The 19,046-nt window shown below is 47.9% G+C and carries 16 protein-coding genes; all 16 read right to left on the bottom strand.

Features of this window, described 5'->3' with window-relative positions:
* Window positions 1–106: 106 nt before the first annotated feature.
* The gene (locus HMPREF9431_RS10570) at window positions 107–3,445 is read right to left on the bottom strand and encodes an AAA domain-containing protein (RefSeq protein ID WP_004381282.1); all 3,339 of its coding nucleotides are present in this window, start codon (window positions 3,443–3,445) and stop codon (window positions 107–109) included.
* 3 nt (window positions 3,446–3,448) lie between these two features.
* Window positions 3,449–3,943, bottom strand: a complete 495-nt coding sequence (locus tag HMPREF9431_RS10575) for a methylated-DNA--[protein]-cysteine S-methyltransferase (protein ID WP_025069824.1) — start codon at window positions 3,941–3,943, stop codon at window positions 3,449–3,451.
* A gap of 194 nt (window positions 3,944–4,137) precedes the next feature.
* On the bottom strand, window positions 4,138–5,127 hold the full coding sequence (locus tag HMPREF9431_RS10580) for a YqiA/YcfP family alpha/beta fold hydrolase (protein ID WP_004381284.1): 990 nt from the start codon (window positions 5,125–5,127) through the stop codon (window positions 4,138–4,140).
* 196 nt (window positions 5,128–5,323) lie between these two features.
* On the bottom strand, window positions 5,324–5,878 hold the full coding sequence (locus tag HMPREF9431_RS10585; RefSeq protein ID WP_004381285.1) for a porin family protein: 555 nt from the start codon (window positions 5,876–5,878) through the stop codon (window positions 5,324–5,326).
* Window positions 5,879–6,352: 474 nt separating this feature from the next.
* On the bottom strand, window positions 6,353–7,198 hold the full coding sequence (locus tag HMPREF9431_RS10595) for an aldo/keto reductase (RefSeq protein WP_004381286.1): 846 nt from the start codon (window positions 7,196–7,198) through the stop codon (window positions 6,353–6,355).
* A gap of 247 nt (window positions 7,199–7,445) precedes the next feature.
* Window positions 7,446–7,844 (bottom strand): HIT family protein, encoded by a 399-nt coding sequence (locus HMPREF9431_RS10600; protein WP_004381287.1) that lies wholly within the window; start codon window positions 7,842–7,844, stop codon window positions 7,446–7,448.
* Window positions 7,845–7,871: 27 nt separating this feature from the next.
* Window positions 7,872–8,342 (bottom strand): transcription elongation factor GreA, encoded by a 471-nt coding sequence (greA, locus tag HMPREF9431_RS10605; protein WP_025069818.1) that lies wholly within the window; start codon window positions 8,340–8,342, stop codon window positions 7,872–7,874.
* Between the two features lie 543 nt (window positions 8,343–8,885).
* Complete coding sequence (locus HMPREF9431_RS10615) at window positions 8,886–9,209, bottom strand: cupin domain-containing protein (RefSeq protein WP_004381289.1); 324 nt, start codon at window positions 9,207–9,209, stop codon at window positions 8,886–8,888.
* Window positions 9,210–9,431: 222 nt separating this feature from the next.
* On the bottom strand, window positions 9,432–10,301 hold the full coding sequence (gene lgt, locus HMPREF9431_RS10620; protein ID WP_004381290.1) for a prolipoprotein diacylglyceryl transferase: 870 nt from the start codon (window positions 10,299–10,301) through the stop codon (window positions 9,432–9,434).
* Window positions 10,302–10,324: 23 nt separating this feature from the next.
* Complete coding sequence (gene ychF / locus HMPREF9431_RS10625) at window positions 10,325–11,428, bottom strand: redox-regulated ATPase YchF (protein ID WP_004381291.1); 1,104 nt, start codon at window positions 11,426–11,428, stop codon at window positions 10,325–10,327.
* A 9-nt stretch (window positions 11,429–11,437) separates the two neighbouring features.
* Window positions 11,438–11,599 (bottom strand): hypothetical protein, encoded by a 162-nt coding sequence (locus HMPREF9431_RS13030; protein WP_004381293.1) that lies wholly within the window; start codon window positions 11,597–11,599, stop codon window positions 11,438–11,440.
* 134 nt (window positions 11,600–11,733) lie between these two features.
* On the bottom strand, window positions 11,734–12,063 hold the full coding sequence (locus HMPREF9431_RS10630) for a heavy-metal-associated domain-containing protein (RefSeq protein ID WP_004381295.1): 330 nt from the start codon (window positions 12,061–12,063) through the stop codon (window positions 11,734–11,736).
* Between the two features lie 31 nt (window positions 12,064–12,094).
* Entirely contained in the window at window positions 12,095–13,342 is a 1,248-nt protein-coding gene (locus HMPREF9431_RS10635; protein WP_040561693.1) for an efflux RND transporter periplasmic adaptor subunit, read from the bottom strand.
* Between the two features lie 28 nt (window positions 13,343–13,370).
* A complete protein-coding gene (locus HMPREF9431_RS10640; protein ID WP_040561694.1) occupies window positions 13,371–14,645 on the bottom strand; it encodes a TolC family protein in 1,275 nt (424 codons plus the stop codon).
* A gap of 14 nt (window positions 14,646–14,659) precedes the next feature.
* Window positions 14,660–18,193, bottom strand: coding sequence for an efflux RND transporter permease subunit (locus tag HMPREF9431_RS10645; RefSeq protein WP_004381301.1), 3,534 nt, complete (start codon window positions 18,191–18,193; stop codon window positions 14,660–14,662).
* Between the two features lie 125 nt (window positions 18,194–18,318).
* Window positions 18,319–18,780, bottom strand: coding sequence for an HYC_CC_PP family protein (locus HMPREF9431_RS10650; RefSeq protein ID WP_004381302.1), 462 nt, complete (start codon window positions 18,778–18,780; stop codon window positions 18,319–18,321).
* Window positions 18,781–19,046 lie beyond the last annotated feature (266 nt).

Raw genomic sequence — 19,046 nt, forward strand, 5'->3', positions numbered from 1 at the left:
GCCTATCCACCCATAATGGCAATGGGAAACGTTACAGAAACCGTACAGGAAGACTTTCCGAAAGTGAGACGATGGCAATTCTTATTATGATAAGTAGAAACTCATCTTACCTTTCTCTATGCGTGATGCTTGCAGAATGGGCGATGAGTTTTTTGAATAACGCATCCTCCTTCAACACTTCTTCGCACCCGATGCAAATCATTTGCAGGCGAGCTCGTGTGAGCGCCACATTGAGTTTGCGGTCGATGATGTGCCCCCCTTCCTCAAAACAATTTGCCGTTAAGAAGTCAAGTTGGTAGCGATGTTGCACGGTGAAACTATAAATCATCACGTCGCGCTGGCTCCCTTGATAGCGTTCCACCGTGTCAATGCTGATGTTTTCGAGTGCCGGCACGCCCAAAGGCTCTATCGCTTGCCTGATCATGGCAATCTGATTGCGATAGGGAACAATCACGCCAACCGTTTTATCAGCGTCGAATCGCGCGCCATAAAAGCGATGAATGCGACGCAACACCTGCGCCACGAGTTGCGCTTCATACCAATTTACTTTGTCAGAAGCCTGCACTTCGTGGCTTTTTTTCGATGGAATAAACAGCACACGATGCTGCTTCAGCGCCTCATCTAAGGCGTCTTCAGAGGGCAAGTCGTAGGCCAATCGTTCGGCTGTTTGATGGGGAAGTGGCACGGGTTGCAGTTGTTCTTCGGTGTAAAACATAGCGTTTGGGAAGGCCGCAACAGCGGGATGCATGCGCCCTTGATAGCGCAATGTGCCCATAAAATCGGTGCGTTGGTGCTGCCGTTCGAGGGTGATGAGCCGTTCGAACAGCGCATTTCGGCAGTTTGTGAGGCCAATATCATGGAGCAAAGGCTCGGCAACGGCTGACACTTCGGCATCTTGTTGCACCACGGCGGGCAACTGTTTGTGGTCGCCAATGAGTACAAATTTCGGCAAATGGCTCAGCAATCCCACGAGTTGCGGTTCTAAAATCTGGCTCGCTTCATCGATAATCGCCCAGTCAAACGCCTTCACATCAAAGAGAAACGCCTTGCTTTGCAGCGTGCTGGTGGTGCCCACCACGACGGTTTGTCGGCGCAATCGTTCGCGAATGGCCGACAGTTGGGGCTGCGCTTCGATGCATTCGCTCAACAAGTGGCTGCGAAAACGTTTGTCGCAAGTGTAGGCATTGCCGATGCGCAGATAGTCGATGGCGTTGCTTTGCAGCATCTCGCAAATCTCATCCACGGCGCGATTGGTGTAGCTCATCAGCAACACCGTCTGCTGTTTGGCCATGGCTTCGCGCACCATGAACTGCAAAGCCATGCTCGTTTTGCCCGTCCCCGGGGGGCCTACGAGCAGGAAATAGTCTTGCGCTTGGAACACTTTCTCAATCAATGCGTCGTACATTGGGTGGTAAGAGCGGCTTAACCGGATGGTTTTGTCGGCTCGAGGAGTCGCCTGTCCTAACAATAATTGGCGCAGATGGGGTGCTGTTGTGATGAAGGTGTAGAGCGATTTGAGTGCCGAAGTGGTGGTGATGTCGCTGCTACTGTGCTCCACACACCAGCATTTTCCATCCAGGGCCACGGGGTTTGCCGTCTGAATGGTCAGTTGCCGGCTGTTGATTTCGGTGAGGTTCCCTCTGAAAAGCAATGCCTTCCTCACATCGGGCACCTCGTTTTCGGCGTAGGAATAGAGATAAACCAAGTCGCCTAAGCGGAAATTGGGCAGAAAGTTCTCGCCCTGTTGCGGCACGTTAAATGTGAGGATGTCGTAGCCATGCATCGGTTTGCTCTTGCGTTTCTCGGCCAAAGTGAGGTCGGTATAAATCTCGCCGGCCTCTTTTTTTGCAGCCAAAGGCATATTCCACAGGTCGGAAACACTGTGGGTGATGCCCTCTTTCGCACCCACTTTCGCCGCTAATTGCTCGCTGAAAACGAACGAAACCATGCGCTCAAAATAGGCCTTTTCCAATGGGTTTAGGGCATGAAGTGGCGCAATAATGCCGTTGAGTTGAGGGGCTATCCAGTGTTTGAAGAAGGGTGTTTCGAGCTTTTTCTCGTTGAGCATGTCGACCGAAAGCGCTTCGATGACGCCTTGAAATCCCTGTTTGCCAAAGCGATATTCATGGGCTACGATACGGTTTCTCTGTGCAATGGCCTCGCGAAACAGCTTTTGATAGAAGTTGACGGCCACCAAACCGCCCGGCAAGGGATATTTGGAATAGAGCAAACGCATGGCGATATGCTGCGTCGACACGTTGAAATTCTGCCGCAAAACGCCGTAATAAAGCAACAGCTGCACGTAGTGATTCTCCAACTGGTAGCTGCCAAATGAGTTGGGTTGTTGGCGCTGAAGGTTGAAATTGTTACCCGATTTCTGTTCCACCAACAGTTTAAAATCGGTGGTCATCAGGTCGACACGGCCTTGCAATCCCAAGGCTTCGCACACAAAAGATGGCTCTAAAACGGCTTTATTGCGATTGTAAACGGCCTCGCCGGTCGGTGCCGTTAGGTGAGAAAGGGGTGCATCGAAGAGCGCTTTTACAATGCTTTCGATGTGTTGTGTCTGCCGAATAGCGGCCGTTTTGAAGTCTTCTTTCTGATTGAAATCCTTGCAGGCGCAATAGGCTAAGGCCTGCTCTTTGAAACTTTTCTTCAAGGTTTCCTGCCAATGGTAGTCACCTTTTTGGTTGATAATGTCGTCAAGTGCCGCTCCCGCAAAGTAGCCTAAGAGAATGGGTTGATTGATGAATGAGGGTTCGAAAGCGTGCAACAGATAGGCAAAAGGATGGTGGCCATAGTCGGTAAAGCAATGGGCAATGCTGCTGATGTCGACGAGAAAGTCGGGTTCGAACACGATGATGGCGGCTTCATGAGCGGTGTTTACGTCGATGAGGTTGAGCTGATGGCCGACCTGAACGATGTCAAGAAGGTAGTGCTGGTGGGGTTGTAGCTTCACCGTGAATGGGTTTTCGCGCACCGTTTGGTCTATCAACAAGGTGATGCTGTCGACCGAAACGCGTTGCACAATGCCGCGCATGTAGCGATAATCAATGTGGGTGGCCGTGATAGGGGTGGCCTCTCGTTCGGGCAATAAGCCCACTAACGTGGCGGGAATGGGCGTTTTAAAGGCTGCCGAAACCAGCAAAGCCAAGGCACGAAGGGCCTGCAAACGTTCTTCACGCGTTAGCTTTTCGCTGCGATTGCTCATCCTTCGCATGTGCTGAATGGCGTGGGTGTCGGCCGCAGTGCAATGGGCTTTTTGGCAAATGTAGTCGACTTGTGCAAAGAGATTGCCAAAGATGAGCGGACTATCGGCCAAGGCTGTCTGACAAACGAGCACCAAAGTGTCGTGCAAAGGTTGTTGTATCGGCGTGGTCTCGGGTGTGTGAACCATGTCGACAATGCGCTGAAAGAGTTCGTCGCTCGTGGTGAAATGCGCCATGGACTATGCGTTTTTCTCCCAGTCGAGGAGCTGTTGTTTGAGCGTTTTCCCCCAATGATATTCGCCCAACGTGCCGTCTTTATGAATTACTCTGTGGCAAGGAACGAGCATCGCCACGCGATTTTGCGCCACAGCCGAGGCCACAGCGCGAATGGCTTTGGGCTCACCGGCGCGCAAAGCCAGCGCTTCATAGGACAGCGTCTCACCACGTTGGGTTTGCATAAGCGTTTGCCACACCTTGCGTTGAAAGGGCGTCCCTTGCAAATCGAGCGTCAAAGGGTGGTCGTAACCCTCAAAAATGACACGCCTTACCGTGTCGGCCATCACGTTGTTTTGCGTGGTTGGCGTGTAGGTTCCCCAATGGGTTGCCAACTCTTTGATGACTGCTGCGCGGTTCCAACTAAGGAAAGCGACATCGCAAATGCCAACGATGGTGCGGGCAACGATGATGGTTCCGAAGGGCGTTTCGGTGAAGCCATAAACGATTTCGTTGTTCATTGTCGAGAAATGTGGATGAGATGGTGATGAAATGTGGTGCATTTTACGCTGCAAAGTAGCGCATTTTGCCCGGTAAAGTGGTGCAGATTGTGGGCAAATCTCATGCAGATTGCTGCCGCAAGGAATGCCGCTTGCACACAAAAGGGGGCGGGAGTGTTGGCCATCGCGTTCATAAGTGTAATGGCAGTGGGTGCTCATTGTCCGCCCAAACGTTCGAAAAAGGTGATGATTTCTTCCCACGTCTTGAACTCGTCGCTACCCCATTGCACCACCGTTCCCATGAAATTGGGGATGGCATAGGGCGTGATGAAATAGTCACCATAGAGCAGTTGCGGCTGATTGCAGAAGATAAGGCGGTTGAAAGCGGGCGTGGAGAGGAAGTCTTCCACCCAGGTTTGCACCGCGTTGAGATAGGGATGGTTGTCGGTAGGCGCAGGCGCTACGACATAAACCTGATAGTTCTCCAACAGCAGCTCATAGGCTTTGTGCATGCTGCTGGTGGCTTTCCCATAGGCATCATGCAAGGCATCGTAATGCAGATACACGATAGGTCGCTCGGTATTGTTTTGTTGATCGTCAATCCATCTGATGACAGGAATGAGGGCATGTAGCGCAATCTTGTCGGTGAGTCGGTGTGCACCGTGAAAATAAATAGCGTTGGGATAGTGGGCATGAAACACATCATAGGTGTGCACCACGGGGTCTTCGTCGCCAAAGAGGCCGTAAACACGTTGGCGATCGGCCTCGTCTAAGCCTTCAAAACAGTGGGTGGTGCAGTCTTTATAGGCCTTGATGAGGCCTTTGGTGACCATCAACTCCTGCACTTTGTCTTGTCGAGGATTTTGAAATTCCTGCCGTCCCATCATGCTACTCATCGTGTCACCCATCTCGAAAGCGGGGTTCACCACAATGCGATCCACGCCTCTTAACATCTCAGTGTACATGCCTCCCATCGACGTTCCGATGATGAGTTGGGGCTGATGTTGTGCCACCAATTCGCGCAACAGCTGCATAGCCGCCTCGGGATCGACGGGCAAATCCTCGGCGATGATGGTGGCTTGGGGCATGAGTTCACGCAACATCTTCACCGTTCCGCTTTGTGCCGACGACAGAAAGCCATGCACATACATCACTGTTTTGCCCGCCATGAGCTGCGGAAACTGCTTGATATACGGATTTTCCATTGTTGATTGCCTTATTGTATTGATGCTACAAAGCTACAAAAAAATAGAGCTACGGCCAAAAAGACATCCTCATTTTGCACGGAGATGTGCGAAAGCATAAAAAAGCAGGATGTATTTCGCAACACATCCTGCTATAAACGATGTAATAAATTTAATCTAAAAATATGCTAAAACTAAAAACCTTTCTCTTACTTTTTTAGATGTCGAACTTATAACCGGCAGTGATTTGGAACACGCTGTTCTTGTAATCGAAGTCCTTAATGACTTTGGTCAGGCCAAAGTTATAACGGCCATCGAGCACAAAGTTTTTAAATTCGTAGCTCAAACCTACGGGAATCGACAAGTCAACTGCCTTTGCATCAGAGACTTTTTGTGTCCCCATGGGACTCGTCTGTTTGGCATTTATCTTGAAACCGGGTTGCAAACCGAGTTTAACGGCCAAGCCCTTAACCACGTAAACGTTGGCCATCACCGGCACATTGATGTAATCTAATTTGCCCGTTTCACCAGACTTCTTAGCTCCTTGCATAGAATACATGGCGCCGGCTGACACCGATAAGATGTCCATTACCTGATATTCTAACTCTGCACCAGCAGCTAATCCTAAGCGAACTTTGCCGCCATCGTTCTTCGTTAAGTTGGCAATGTTGACACCAACGCGCGGTTGAATGGTTAAAGAACCTTCTTCATGCTGTGCGAATGTTGCCACTGTTGAAAGCATCATCACAGCTGCTAAAACTAACTTCTTCATACGTTCTATTTATTAAATTAATCGTTTCGTTGTCGGGTTGATGCGAGCATGCGACCCGACCAATATTCTCTTTGAATACAAAAGCAAAGATATAGTTTTTCGAAATACGCGCCAAATAAAAATAAGAAAAAAATATTTTAGAGGCATTTTGTAACATTCTTGTCTCCGAAAAGGAAATCATCAGCGTGAAGAAAAGAGTCTATCGAACTCCTAAATGCCCCTATGTGAGCGGCATTTCCGATGCCTTGTCGCGCTGAAGGGGTGTCGAATGGTGCGTTGAGCGCACGTTTTGACTCCTCCATAGCGCCTTTAGCCTTCATTGCTGTGCGTGCAATGAAGGGCTATTGTCGGTGGTTTCGCTTCTTATGCTGTGCTCTCTTGTCATGTTTTGTAACGATTTTCACATCACGATAAGCCATGAAGTGCAAAAGAAGTGGGCATCACAGCGCGAGAAATCTCGCCAAAAACGGATGGCTATACGGTATAGTTGATGATATGTTTTGCAAAGTCTGGCGACGTGAAGTCTCTGAAACCGGCATCCGATTGGTTCATGGTTGCCACCTGATTCATCTCATCTTGGGTGAGCGAGAAATCGAAAATGTCGAAGTTTTGCTGCATCCTTTCGATGTGACTGCTCTTTGGAATGGCCACAATACCGCGTTGCGTGAGCCAGCGAAGCGCCACTTGTGCGGCCGACTTACCATGCTTTTGCCCGATATTCGCAAGCAAATCGCTCTCAATAATGCCATCAACTCCTTGGCCACCAAGCGGTCCCCAAGCCATCGTTTTGGTATCGGTTTCGGCCAAAATGGGCTGTATGTCGTTCTGTTGTGCCAGCACATTGCATTGTAATTGGTTGACCATCGGTTTCACATCCACGAAATGTGCAAAGTCAAAGAAGCGTCCGGCTTGGAAGTTTGAAACGCCAATGGCGCGCACTTTTCCATCTTTATAGGCCTTTTCCATAGCGCGCCAAGTGCCGAAAACGTCGCCATAAGGCTGATGAATGAGCAGCAAATCGATGTAATCGGTATCCAATTTGCGCAAACTTTCTTCAATGCTGGCGGCCGCTTTTGCCTCGCCTGCATGGCTAACCCACACCTTAGTAACCAAGAAAAGCTCCTGACGTGCGATGCCACTCTTGCGCCATGCACGACCAACACCCTCCTCATTGCCATAGGCCTGCGCCGTATCTATCAGGCGATAGCCCACTTTCAACGCATCGCTTACGCAGCGTTCGCACTCATCTGAAGGCACTAAAAACACGCCATACCCCAATAAAGGCATCGCAACCCCATTAGCTAATTGAATCTTTTCCATCATTGTTATATTTTGGTTCTTGCCACAAAGATACATAAACTATGCGAGAAAATCGGTTTTGATGGAGCCTTCGATGAAAAAAACGGGTGCTGAAAGGGAGCAGAAAGGGCTTATGGTGCAGCGTCGGTTATGCTGAAAGAGGTTGCCCTTTGGCGAAAGAAACAAACAAAAAAACATATAGGCCGCGCAAAAATAGCACGATTGCCTATATGTTTTCTGTTGGTGTGCGGCTTGTTGAGCCGGTCATTTATAGCTGTTGAAACGCCTTTTGAATTTTTTCGGATGCGGCTTTCAGTTCGTCTTCGCTCATCTTTACGTGATGTTTGAAGTCGATGTCGGCCTCGCTTTGCATGGGGATGAGGTGGATGTGGGCATGGTTCACCTCGAGACCAATCACGGCCTGTCCCACTTTTCGGCAGGGAAAGGCTTGTTTTAGCGCACGTGCTACCTTCTTGGCAAACACTTGAAACGCAGCGATGTCTTCGTCGCTCATGTCGAAAATATAGTCAATCTCCTGGCGCGGAATGACCAATGTGTGGCCCGGTGCAACGGGATTGATGTCTAAAAACGCAAAAAACGTGTCGTTCTCAGCACATTTATAGCTGGGAATTTCGCCCGCAGCAATCTTTGAAAACAGTGTGCTCATACCTTATTATATATGCAAATGTTGAACTTATGCCTCGATACTGATTTTATCGATGCGCAATTTGATGGTGCCACGAGGGATAGAAACCTCCACCGTGTCGCCCACTTTGTGGTTCAGAATGCCTTGTGCGATGGGCGTCTTGATGCTGATTTTGCCCAATTTCAGGTTGGCTTCGTTCTCGCTTACGATGGTATAAACCATCTTAGCCTTTGTCGAAAGGTTGGTCATCTCCACCTTACTCATGATTTGAACCGCATCGGTTGAGAGGCGCGAAACGTCAACAATCTTCGCTTCTGCGATGTCAAGCTTCAACTTGTTGATTTTACTTTCTAAATGTGCTTGCACCTCTTTGGCCGCATCATATTCGGAATTTTCACTCAAGTCGCCCTTGTCTCGTGCTTCAGCAATAGCAGCTGATGCCTTAGGACGCTCAATCGCTTCGAGCCTTTGTAGCTCTGCTACGAGCTTATCGTAGCCTTCTTGTGACATGTAAGCCATATATTACTATCTTTTTTGTTAATAAATTCCAAGTTGAAGTAGCAAAAAAAGAAAGAATTCCGACACGTCTTGTTGGTCAGAATTCCAAACTTCTTCTTTCTATTCGCTATGTTTTTACGGTTGCAAAGATAGGGCATATTTCTGATATGCGCAAGTTTTTAAAGTTCTTTAGCGTTGTAAATGGGATTGTTGAGCAGGCGGAATGTGCAGAAGGTTGATTTATATCAAAGAAAAAAGCTTTTTTGCATTTTCTTTGGTAGATACGTCGTGGATTGCTAAAAAAGTATTACCTTTGCGGTGTTTTTCATAGTATTAGATTTAAGGTTAATAAGAGGGGCTCGGCGGAGTCCTTTTTTTTATGCCCTGATGTGAAGGCCTTGCCTGCGCAGTGTGGGCGATGACCATAGCTAAAGTGGCGCATATTGCTCAGTAATATGCGCCACTTTTGAATGCAATATGCACCACTTTAGGACAGAATATGGGCGACATTACCGATGAATGTCGCCCATATTGTTTCAGGATGTTGCGAGGAGAGGCTTACGCTTATCCGCGAATCATCGTGATGAGCATTTTAAAACGCTCGTTGGCTTGCACCGAATGGCGCGCACCGGCGGGGATAACAAAGCTCTCGCCCGTGTGGATTTGGTGGTCGGTGCCCTCGACATTGAGTTGCATGGTGCCGTCAATCACTTGGATGAGCGCATCGAAAGGGGCGGTGTGTTCTGACAAACCTTGTCCTTTGTCGAAGCTGAACACCGTCACACTGCCCGCCGCATTGTGCACAAACTCTTTGCTCACTACGCCGCCTTCTGCATAGTCAATCACGTTGTTGGCGGCGAAAACCTTGCCTTTTTCAAATTTCTCCATTGCTTATTTCTTTTAAATGTTTACTGAAAGTGAATTGTACGCCTTTTTCATAGCAAGCCTTGTGCCACGCAGGTTGCGGGTAACATTTGTGCTGTTTTTCGTGCGTGGTCTGCCAAGATGCAGCTTGTGGCGGCACATTGGCGCAGACGTTGTGGCACGAAAAAAGGCAACCAGACGCTGAAAAATCAGCAGTCCGATTGCCCGAACTTATGGAAATAAAAGCTATTTCTGTTGTTTTGCGCGCCACATGCAGTAGATGCCGAGCACCACAAAGGGCACGCTCAAGAGCTGACCCATATTGAGCAGCATGCCACTTTCAAAGTCAACCTGCACGTCTTTGGTGTATTCGATGAAGAACCGGAACACGAAAATCAGCGTGATGCACAGCCCAAAGTAGAACCCTTTGCCCACAGCTTGTTTGCGCACGCGGTAGAAATACCAGCCCACAAAGAAGAACAATGCATAGGCAAGGGCCTCATAAAGCTGGCCGGGATGGCGCGGATGCTGGTCGACACGCTCAAAGATAAATGCCCAAGGCACGTCGGTCACCTTGCCGATGATCTCGCTGTTCATCAGGTTTCCCAAGCGAATGAAGCAAGCGGTGATGGGCGTTGCGAGGGCAATGTCATCCAACACCTGCCACAGTTTCACGCCCGTCTTGCGGCAATAGAGCCACAAGGCTATCATCAATCCCAGCGTTCCGCCATGACTGGCAAGCCCTTCGTAGCCCACAAACTGCCACGATCCGTCGGGCATTTTGTGATAGGGGATGAGCATTTCGATGAAGTGTGTGCCCGAAGAGAGGAAGTAATCGGGCTGATAGAACAGGCAATGGCCTAAGCGGGCACCAATCAGAATGCCGAGAAAGCAATAGATAAACAGCGGATCGAACACGTTGACGACTTGCTTTTTGCCGCCAACGAAGACCGTTTTCTCGGCAATATGTTGGTGGTAGAACAGCCACTTCACCATGAAATAGGCGCCCAAGAGGCCTAAAAGCCAGCAGGCAGAATACCAGCGAAGCCCCCAATGGCCCACTTGAATGAGATAGACATTGGGGTTCCAAACGATGTAGTTCAGGAGTGTTGTCATTTGCGTTGATCTTTAAACGATGTTTAAACGTTGAAGCGGAAGTGCATGATGTCGCCGTCCTGCACCACATAATCCTTGCCTTCGATGCCCAGTTTGCCGGCCTCGCGCACCGCCGCTTCGGAGCCATATTGCAGATAATCGTCGAATTTAATCACTTCGGCGCGGATAAATCCCTTTTCAAAGTCGGTGTGAATGACACCGGCACATTGCGGCGCCTTCCATCCTTTGTGAAACGTCCACGCCTTCACTTCCATCTCGCCTGCCGTGATAAATGTCTGCAGGTTGAGCAAAGCATAGGCCTTTCTGATGAGTCGGTTGACGCCACTTTCGCTCAATCCCAACTCTTCTAAGAACATTTTCTTGTCCTCATAGGTCTCCAACGAGGCGATGTCCTCTTCGGTTTTGGCCGCAATCACCATGGCTTCGGCTCCCTCTTCGGCCGCCATCGCCTCAATTTGGCGCGAATAGTCGTTACCTGTTTTGGCGCTGGCTTCGTCGACATTGCACACATAGAGCACGGGTTTGGTGGTCAACAGGAACAAATCGTGGGCCACTTGCTGCTCGTCTTTGCTGTCAAAGGTCACCTCGCGGGCATTTTTCCCCTGTTCCAACACGGCTTTGTAGGCCTCGAGGACGGTGCACATGAGCTTGGCATCTTTGTTGCCTGCCGCAGCCGCTTTTTGCTGTTTGGCCAGCTGGCTGTCGATGGTTTCGAGGTCTTTCAGCTGCAACTCGGTGTCGATGATGCTTTTATCCTCCAACGGATTGACTGCCATACCGCCCTCACGCACGATGTTGTCGTCGTCGAAGCAGCGGATAACGTGGATGATAGCGTCACACTCGCGGATGTTTCCCAAGAACTTATTGCCCAGACCTTCGCCTTTCGACGCACCTTTTACCAAGCCCGCAATATCGACAATCTCGCAGGTTGCGGGCACGATGCGGCCGGGATGCACCAACGCTGCCAGCTGGTTTAGGCGCTCATCGGGCACAGTGATGACACCCAAGTTGGGCTCAATGGTGCAAAAAGGAAAGTTTGCCGACTGCGCTTTGGCGCTCGACAAGCAGTTGAAGAGGGTTGATTTACCAACGTTGGGCAAGCCCACAATACCACATTTCAAAGCCATAATTTCGTTTTATTGATAGGAGCCGGCACGCAATGCCCGCCCGTTTTCGTTTCTATTTGTCTGCAAAAGTACATAAAAATGCGCAAAGGCAGCTACGAAAGCGGCTAAAAAAGCAGCAACAAGCCCCATGGTTTGCTGGCTAAAAAAAATATTTTTCAATTTGTTTTTCATCTTAAATCTTCGATTACTTAAACTTCAACAGGCGATTGGTATTCAATCAATGGGACCACAAAAACAGACCAACCTTCAAATAGGGGGCGATGATAATCGTTCCTTTATTCGCCGGTTGGTCTGGCATTTACCGTTTACTTACGGTATTTGCAGCATCCAGGGAGTTTGTTATAAGTGGCTTGTGAGGCTTTTATATTACCACTATCGTGACCTGAAGCAGCTACCGCTTTCTGCACTTTCTTCGTGTCAGTCTTGGTGTTATCGTACACAAGCGTGAGCTTTTGTGCTTTTAAATTCCATGTAGCCGACAACACTCCGGGAACAGCTTTTGCGGCTCTCTCTATGCGTGGCTTACACATTTCGTTACATTTCCCGTTTACTGGGATTTCTGTTTTCACTGTTTTGGCCTGCATGGTTGCGCTCATGGCTGCAACAGCAAGCATTGTTAAAATCACTTTTTTCATTTTCTTGTTATATTAAATAAATAAAATAATGTTACTGATCCATCATACTTTCTTTGCCAGCCAGCTGTGCACTGGCATCAACAGCAAAGGTTCCATTCGTCACAATCTCTTCGCCTTCAGCCAAACCATCCGTGATGACATAGCCATTGGATAGCGAAGGACCCAACGTTACACGTCGTAATATGAAAGTAGGTTGCGTTTCTCCCGTGTCTTTTACATAGACGATACTTCGTTTTCCTGTCCACATCACGGCACTCTTCGGCACGACAATCTCACCGTGGTATTGCTTCATGTTGGCCACAATGTTGCCAGTCAAGGTCATTTCGGGCTTAAACCATCCACTGGCATTATTCATTTCGACGCGCACACCGGCCGTCCTACTGGAAGAATCAATCATGGGATCTACGAAACTTACGCTGCCCGTGAACACTTTTCCAGGCATCGCTTCGGCTGTAAAGTGAATCTTTTCACCAACATGAATAAATGGTAAGTCGCTTTCATACGCTTGGAACATAGCCCAAACCTTGCCGAGATTTGCAATCTTCAGCAACGCTTGTCCTTGTTTGACATAGTCACCTGGATTGATATTCTTTTCAATCACTGTGCCCGAAGTATTGGCCTTCAGCGTGGTGTAGGGGGAGGCTTTACGTGTGTGAATCAGCTGATTGATCTGTGCTTGCGTGATATTCAGCAGTCTAAGCTTCTCAATAGCTGCGTCAATCAGCGGTTTCTTTTGGGGCGATGCAGGGAAGTTCAGTGCTGCAATCAGTTCTTGTTCAATGGCGTATAGCGTCGGAGAATAAATTACAGCCAATGTTTGTCCACGACTAACACGGTCGCCCGGCGCATTGATCAATAGTTTCTCAATGCGTCCTTCCACGTAAGATGACTGCGTTTGTTCTAAGCGCTGATCGGGCAATATCTTTCCGAATAGGCGCACTTCTTTGTTTGTTGCTCCGCTGCCAACAACCTCTGTCTCGATATTTGCCAATGCAACGGCCTCATCACTCATCACAACAGCATTGGAATCGGTTGTTGTTGCGCTTTGCTTTTCATCGTTGACAGGGATAAGACCCATTCCACAAATGGGGCATTTCCCGGGGTGATCCTGTCTCACTTGTGGGTGCATGGAGCAGGTGTACATCGTTTTTCCTTCCGAATGTTGGTGTACATCTGTTGTGTGAGTGGTGCGGAAGAGGAGCCACCCTAATAGGAGTCCTATCATCAGCGCAACGGCAAACGATAGCAGGATATGTTTTTTTATGAAATCTTTCATCATCTTTTGCTTCTTTTGGTTATACATTCTTTTACTTCACATCGCGTGCAAGGAGCTGGATAGCCTCTGCCGTGATGGTGTTATATTGCGCATTGGCTTCGGCTTTTAAGAGGTCGTAGTCGATGCTTTCGCGTGTCGTTTGAAGAATATCGGTGAGCGATGTCGCCCCCGTAGCATATTCTTTTTGCATCAGTTCGAGCGTTCTGTTGAGCAAACTCACCTCACTCTCATAAAGCTTCAATTTGCGTTTTATATCGTCAGCACGCTGTTCAATGCTGAGATATGTGCTTTGAAGTGCATCCAACTGACTTTGATAATTGTAGGCTGCGCTACGTTCCATGAGTTGTGCACTATGGATAGCCGACGTAATCTTTTTGCGATAAATGGGGATTGTGACGCTCACCATGGGCATCACCATGTCTTTTCCGTTCATGTTGGGCATCATTGGCATGTCAACTTTCCCATTGAGCATATATTGAAGTCCCACACCTATCATGGGCATACCTTTTGCTCTGGTCTGCTCTTCTTGCGATTTAAACGCCTTTTGGATAGCCGAATACTGTGCGAGTTTGGGATTGTTTCGTTCAATCTCTGTCCAATTAAAGGTGGGCATCTGCCGTAATGGGATGGAATCGGGTAGGGACAAAGCTACATTTGGCCGCCGATGCAGCATGATATTAAACTGCTGCTTTTGTAAAGTCAGTTGGGTTTCAAGACTTTCCGTTTGTTCTTTCAATCGCTCCTCTTCTGCATCGAGGCGCAATTGGTCGCTCATTTTCGTGTCACGCCCTGCTGTATAGTTCTTATAAAGATAGATAGCCACCTTTTTAATATCGTTTAAAAGCGCGCGTTTCTGTTTCACAGCTTTCACTTTCTCTTGCGTTGCGAGTATGGAATACCATTGTTTCTCAATGTTGAAGGCTGTTGATAAGCTTTTTTCGCGAAACTTCTGGTAGGCCTCTTGCGCTTTATATTCCATTTGTTCGCGACCTGCTTTCAGTGTGCCAAACCATGGAAACATCTGCATAATGGTTATAGTTGCAAGCTGTTTTCCATTGACATGGTGTATCGCTTGTGGGAAAAGGCCGACACTTAGCTGTGGATCGCTCAAGACACCCGCACCTTGTGCATTGGTCATTTGCGCCTGATAGGCCTGGTATTCACTCTTCAGACCAGGGTTGTTGCGTATTGCTTCGGCAATATACACGGCCAAACTATCTTCTTTATTGTCTTTTCCTGTCGCATAAGCACTGCCATAGCAGGCGAATAGTCCTATGTATAGGAAATATAAAATCTTATTCTTCATTGTCATTTTCGTTTTCAATTTTTCTTCTTTTGTTCACGTTTCAAGGCCGATTCACGCCACCAGCATTGGAAAACCGGCACAACAAACATTGTCATGGTCTGTATTAACATGCCGCCAAAGGTAGGAATGCTCATCGGAACCATGATGTCTGAGCCCTTTCCTGTGGATGAAAGCACGGGCAATAGCGCGATGAGTGTTGTCGCAGTGGTCATTGCTGCTGGGCGAACGCGCTTCATTCCGGCTTCAACAACAGCCTCGCGAATCTCTAAAGGACTATGGGGTTGTCGTTTTAAGAACACCTGATGGATGTAGGTTCCCATCAAAACACCATCGTCTGTAGCGACGCCAAAGAGTGCGATAAAGCCTACCCAAACGGCAACACTGAGGTTGATTTGCCCCATACCAAAGAGGGTTCGCATATTTACTCCCGCGATATTGAAGTTTAAAAACCAGTCTTGTCCGTAGAGCCAAATCAGGATAAAGCCGCCCGCAAAGGCTACAAAAACACCCGAGAAGTGTATCATTGAGGCCGTGACGCTTTTAAATTGGAAGAAAAGGACCAAGAAAATCAGAATCAACGCAATAGGAATGACCACCTGAAGGCGTTCTGCAGCATGAATCTGTTGCTCGTAAGTGCCCGTAAATTTATACGTGACGCCCTTAGAAAGTTTAATCTTTCCATGAGCTACAAGCTCGTCAATGTGTTTTTGAGCCGCATGAACAACATCCACTTCTGCCTTGTTTCCCACCTTATCAAACGTGACATAACCCGTTAAAAACGTGTTTTCACTCTGAATCATCGTCGCGCCTTTCACGAAATGAAAGGTTGCCAATTCGCCTAAAGGAATTTGTGTTCCGTCGGCTGTTGGGACGAGTATTCCGTTTAACACATCGGGGTCGTCTCGCAATTCACGTGCATAACGCACACGAATAGGGAATCGTTCGCGTCCCTCAACGGTGCTTCCTTCTGCCATTCCACCGATGGCTGTTTCGATAACACTTTGCACTGTCCCCACTTGAATGCCATAACGTCCGAGTTTTTCTCTGTCGAGATGAATCTCTATATAAGGTGCTCCTTCTGCACGATCATAATACACAGAGGATGAGTTGATGTCGGGTATCGCTTTCAAAGCCTTCTCCATTTGCAAGCCTGCCTGCTCAATCGAAGCCAAATCAGGACCATATATCTTTAATCCCATAGGGGCTTTCATCCCCGTTGACAGCATCACTTGTCGGGTTGCAATGGGTTGTAGTTTCGGACTTCCCGTCAATCCCGGGAGATTAGCGGCCTTAACAATCTCTTTCCAAATGTCATCTTCGTTTTTAATCTCGTCTCTCCACAGACGTATATAGTCGCCATTCTTGTCGCGAATGCGTTTGCCATCATCATCCAATTGGTATTCGGGTTTGTAGTTGATAGTTATCTCATACATTTGAATAGGTGCCGGGTCGAGGGCACTTTCCACACGTCCCCATTTGCCAACGACCGATTCTACTTCGGGAATGGCTTTTATACGCTGGTCTAAAATCTTGCAATTCTGTATGTTTTCTTCAACGCCACTGTGCGGCATACTTGTGGGCATGAGCAAGAAAGCGCCTTCATCTAAGGTGGGCATGAACTCACTTCCCGTCTTTGTCCAAATCATTCCGCCGGCAATCAGAGTCAATATGGGGATAGACATAAACTTCCATCGGTGGTTCAAACACCAACGAAGGATTTGCTCATACTTGAGCACCAGAAGCCAAAGGATAGATAGGATAGCCCCCACAGTAACGATAACGAACAGTAAATTGAGTAACGTTCCATTCTGTGGCCCTAAAGGAAGCCACACACTTGAAAGCTCATAGGTAGCTAAAAGCACCACAATGGCAATAATCAGCATGTTGGTGCTGACCGTCCAATGCATGATTTTGAAGGTGCGCGGCACTCGTTTTTTGAAGACTTTCAATGCCCATCGTTTTGGAATCCTTAGTGAGAAAATCCAGTAAGCCAACGTCGGGAGGATTAAAATACCTAAAAGCAGGGCCGATAATAGGGCAAAAGTCTTTGTGAAAGCCAATGGATGAAACATCTTTCCCTCTTGTGCCTGCATGGCAAATACGGGTAGAAAGCTGATAATCGTAGTGCCCATGCCCGTCATAACTGCTCCTGAAACCTCATGAACAGCATTCAAAATCAATGCTTCTAATTGCTTACCGCGGGCATGGGGAGCAGTGCTCAGATGACGAACCACATTTTCCATGAACACAACTCCTACGTCAACCATCACACCAATGGCTATAGCGATACCACTAAGTGCCACGATATTGGCCTCAATCCCTAAGAGTTTCATGACGATAAACGTGGTTAATACAGCCAAAGGCAGCATGGTTGCAATCACGAAAGAAGCGCGCAGGTTAAGCACCAGGATAAGAACAACAATGATACAGATGAGGATTTCGTGCATCAGTGAGCTTTCGAGTGTGCCAATCGTCTCTTTAATCAATCTGGTACGGTCGTAAAAAGGCACGACGGTGACGCGTGATGTAGAACCATCTTTCAACGTTTTTTCAGGCATGCCTCCTTGCATTTCGGCAATCTTTGCTTTCACATTGTTGATGACTTCCATGGGATTACTGCCGTTACGTGCCACGACAACGCCGCCCACAGCCTCTTGTCCTTCCTTGTCAAGTCCGCCACGTCTGTCGCCGGGTCCAAACGAAACCTTAGCCACATCCTTAACTCTTACGGCCACACCATGGCGATCTGTGATGGTAGCCTCTTCCAAATCTTTCAGCTTTTTGACGTAACCGAGGCCGCGAATCAAATATTCTGCGCGGTTCACTTCCATTGTTCCCGCGCCTACATCGATATTCGAATTCTTCACAGCCAACATGACTTGTACGAGATTCAGGCCGTAAGCACGCATGGCTTCGGGATTAAGATCAACCTGATATTCTTTCACATAACCACCTACTGAGGCCACTTCGCTGACCCCTTCGGCCGAACTTAATTGGTATCTTACATAGTAGTCTTGAATGGTTCTCAATTCCTGGGGATCCCAACCGCCGGCAGGTTTCCCCGTTTTGGGGTTTCGTCCTTCGAGCGTATACCAATAAATTTGGCCTAATGCCGTGGCATCTGGCCCGAGTGTTGGTTTCACTCCTTCGGGCAATAAACCGGCAGGAAGCGAGTTAAGTTTTTCCAAAATGCGTGACCGGCTCCAATAAAAGTCGACATCATCATTAAAGATAATATAGATAAACGACATACCGAACATCGACGATGACCGAATGGTCTTGACGCCGGGAATTCCTAATAATGCCGTTGTTAGGGGGTATGTGACTTGCTCTTGAATGTCTTTAGGCGAGCGTCCCATCCAATCTGTTGCGATAATCTGTTGGTTATCACCGATGTCAGGGATAGCATCTACGGCCACAGGATTGCGTGGTATGAGACCGCTATGCCAGTTAAAGGGGACGGTAGACAGTCCACCTATTATAATCAATATCAACACAAGTGCCGTGATTAAACGGTTGTGAAGAAAGTATCCAATAATTTTGTGCATTGAATGTACTTGTTATTTAACGACCTCACCCATGCTAAAGACTCATCAAAAGAAAAGCATCGCCCAATCGTATCTGTACGGTCGGTCTCTTTTCTTGCGAAAATCAAACTTTCGGTTCGGTCAAATTATACCATAAATAAATGTTGAAACGAGATCCGTTTCATCGTAGGAGGAGCCCGAAGTCCGCTATACGGAAGGTAAAGGCAGCCCAAGTAGGAGTTAACATACGCATAAGCGTTGCTGTTGCTGCCCTCCTCTGCAGGTATAAAATTAAATAATAAGTAATCAAAGTTGATGGTTACGCCATGAAACCAATCGTTGGCCAGGAGCAAAGGATGCACCTGTGGCGTGCTGCTTTGCATGAATTGCTGGTGCAGCTGGTAATGATGCGCGACATGCTTACACATCGGACAGCCTGTATTCTCATTGCAACAATCAGCCATTTTCTGTCCGGCTTCGGTCTTAAAATGAATGCCATTCACGGTCATGCCTACCAATTCACTATCGCAATAGTGAATATTCACGTTTACTCCCGACACACTCATCAGGAAAAACAGCAGCATTATGATGGATAGCATGCGCTTCATTGATTTGCAAAATTAGGCATTTCGCATCGGAAAAGACAGCGCCTCATCTCTTTTTTTATTTCTTTTAACGGGAACGAATGGCGATAACAAAGGAGCGTTAATGCCCATTACGCAGGTCATTAACTTCTTTATCCTGTGCCTGTTCCCGTTTAGAATAAGGCAAAGATAATCTTTTTGAGATGGAAGAAAGAAGGCGATGTCCCCTATAAAAAAGAAAAACCCAATGACAATCTTTGATGTCCATCAGGTTTTTCCGTACTTAAAAT

This window comes from Segatella oulorum F0390, assembly GCF_000224615.1.
GTDB lineage: Bacteria > Bacteroidota > Bacteroidia > Bacteroidales > Bacteroidaceae > Prevotella > Prevotella oulorum.